This is a genomic window from Streptomyces cacaoi, assembly GCF_006539165.1.
Lineage (GTDB): Bacteria > Actinomycetota > Actinomycetes > Streptomycetales > Streptomycetaceae > Streptomyces > Streptomyces cacaoi.
In genome coordinates, this window is record NZ_BJMM01000145.1 from 1 (window position 1) to 2534 (window position 2534).

Annotated in this window: 1 pseudogene; it reads left to right on the forward strand. The window is 75.8% G+C overall.

The annotated features are described in order from the left end of the window. Positions 1–19 precede the first annotated feature (19 nt). Positions 20–2534: pseudogene (locus SCA03_RS37125) on the forward strand (condensation domain-containing protein); the annotation flags it as partial.

Below are 2534 nucleotides of genomic sequence, written 5' to 3' on the forward strand. Positions count from 1 at the left end.
TCGGGACGGTGCCGCCGGCGTGATCGGCCGTCCGCTGCCCGACCTGCGCGGCTACGTGCTCGACAGGTGGCTCCAGCCGGTGCCCGTCGGGATCGCGGGAGAGCTGTATGTCGCGGGGCCGGGGCTGGCCCGTGGCTATGCGGGGCGCGCCGGAACGAGCGCCGAGCGGTTCGTCGCCGATCCGTACGGCCCGGCAGGGCAGCGGATGTACCGGACGGGCGATGTGGTGCGCCGCCGCACGGACGGCACGCTGGAGTACATCGGCCGCGCGGACCACCAGGTCCAGGTGCGCGGCTTCCGTATCGAACCGGGCGAGATCGAGGCGGAGTTGACCGCGCACCCGGGGGTCGCGGAAGCGGTGGTGCAGGCCCGGAGCGACGAGGGGGCGGGCGCGGACGGGGACGCCCGGCTGGTCGCCTACGTCGTGCCCGCCGCCGGAGAGGGCGGCGATCCGGAGGTGTTCCGCGCCCATCTGCGCGACCGGCTGCCCTACCACATGGTGCCCTCCGACCTGGTCCTGCTGGATGCGCTGCCGCTGACCCGCAACGGCAAGGTGGACCGTGCCGCGCTGCCCGCCCCGGAGCGCACGGCGGAGGGCGGCCGGGCCCCCGGCTCCCCGGCCGAGCAGGTGCTGTGCGGGCTGTTCGCCGAGGTGCTCGGCGTGCCCGAAGTGGGCGTGCACGACGACTTCTTCGCGCTCGGCGGGCACTCCCTGCTGGCCACCCGGCTGGTGGCGCGCATCCGTGCCGTGCTCGGCGCCGAGGTCGCCCTGCGCGAGGTGTTCCGGGCGCCCACGGTGGCGGCGCTGGCCGCCCGCCTGCCCGCATCCGGCCCGGCCCGCCCGGCCCTCGTCCGACGGCCGGACGGAGCGCCAACGTCGGACGGGGCCGCAACGCCGGAGGGAGCCGCAACGTCCGACGGGGCCGCGACGTCGGACGAGGCACCGGCCGGAGGGCCGGGCTCGGGTACGGCCGAGAGGGACGCGGCAGGGGCCGCGCCGCGCGAGGCGCCGCTGTCCTTCGCGCAGCGCCGCATGTGGTTCCTGCACCAACTGGACGGCGGCGGCCCGACGTACCACATCCCGCTGGTGCTGCGGCTGTCCGGCGCGCTGGACCGGTCCGCGATGCGGGCCGCGCTCGCCGATGTGCTGGCCCGGCACGAGACGCTGCGCAGCACCTTCGCCGCCGTCGACGGCGAGCCCCGGCGGTACGTCGCACCGGTGGCCCACGTCCGCGACGCGCTCGGGCTGCCGCTGGAGGACGTGGCACCGGACGCACTGCCGGACCGGCTGACCGCGGCAGCACGTCGACGGTTCGACCTGGCACGTGAACTCCCGCTGCGCGCCGAGCTGTTCCGGTTGGACGACAGCGAGCACGTGCTGCTGCTGACCGTGCACCACATCGCGGCGGACGGCTGGTCGATGGCGCCGCTGGCCCGCGATCTGGGCACCGCGTACGCGGCCCGCTGCCGGGGAGCCGAGCCGCGGTGGGCCCCGCTGCCCGTCGAGTACGGCGACTACGCCCGGTGGCAGAGCGAACTGCTCGGCGACCCGGACGACCCCGCCAGCCGGCACGCCGTCCAGCTCGACGCCTGGCGGGCCCGGCTGGCCGGTGTGCCGGAGCGGACCAGGCTGCCCGCCGACCGGCCCCGCACCACCGAGGCCGCACCACGCGGTGCCCACCTGCCCGTCACCCTGGACGCGGGGCTCCACCGTGCGCTGCGCACACTGGCCGGGCGCTGCGGGGCCAGCGTGTTCATGGTCGTGCAGGCCGGACTCGCCGCGCTGCTCAGCCGGATGGGCGCCGGGCCGGACGTCCCCGTCGGCACGCCGGTCGCCGGCCGCACCGATGTCGCGGTGGACGACCTCGTCGGGCTCTTCGTCAACACCCTGGTACTGCGCACCGACGTCTCCGGCGACCCCTCGTTCGCCGAGCTGATCGGCCGCGCCCGCGAGACCGCGCTGACCGCCCACGCGCACCAGGACCTGCCGTTCGAGCATCTGGTGGAGGCCCTCAACCCGGTCAGGTCCCCGGGCTGCCACCCGCTCTTCCAGGTCATGCTGGCCCTTCAGAACGCGCCCGAGGAGCAGCTCGCGTTCCCCGGCCTGCACACCCGCATGGAGCTGATGCCGACCGGCACCACCAAGTTCGACCTGTTCTGGAACCTCACCGAGCGCCGCACGGCCGACGGCGCGCCCGCCGGGATCGAGGGCGACGTCGAGTACCGCACCGACCTCTTCGACGCGCAGACGATCCACGACCTCGTCGCCCGGCTCGTCCGGCTGCTGCGTGCCGCGACCGCCGACCCGGAGTGCCCGGTCGGCCGGCTGCCGCTGCTGAGCGAGGAGGAGCACCGCCGGGCGGTCGACGCCCCCGCCGCAGCCGAGCCCGCACCGACCGCCACGCTGCCGGAGCTGTTCCGTGCGCGGGTGCGTTCGGGTCCGGATGCACCGGCGGTGTCGTGTGGTGGTCGGACGCTGAGCTATCGCGAGCTGGATGTGCTGTCGGACCGGTTGGCGGGTGTGTTGGTGGCGC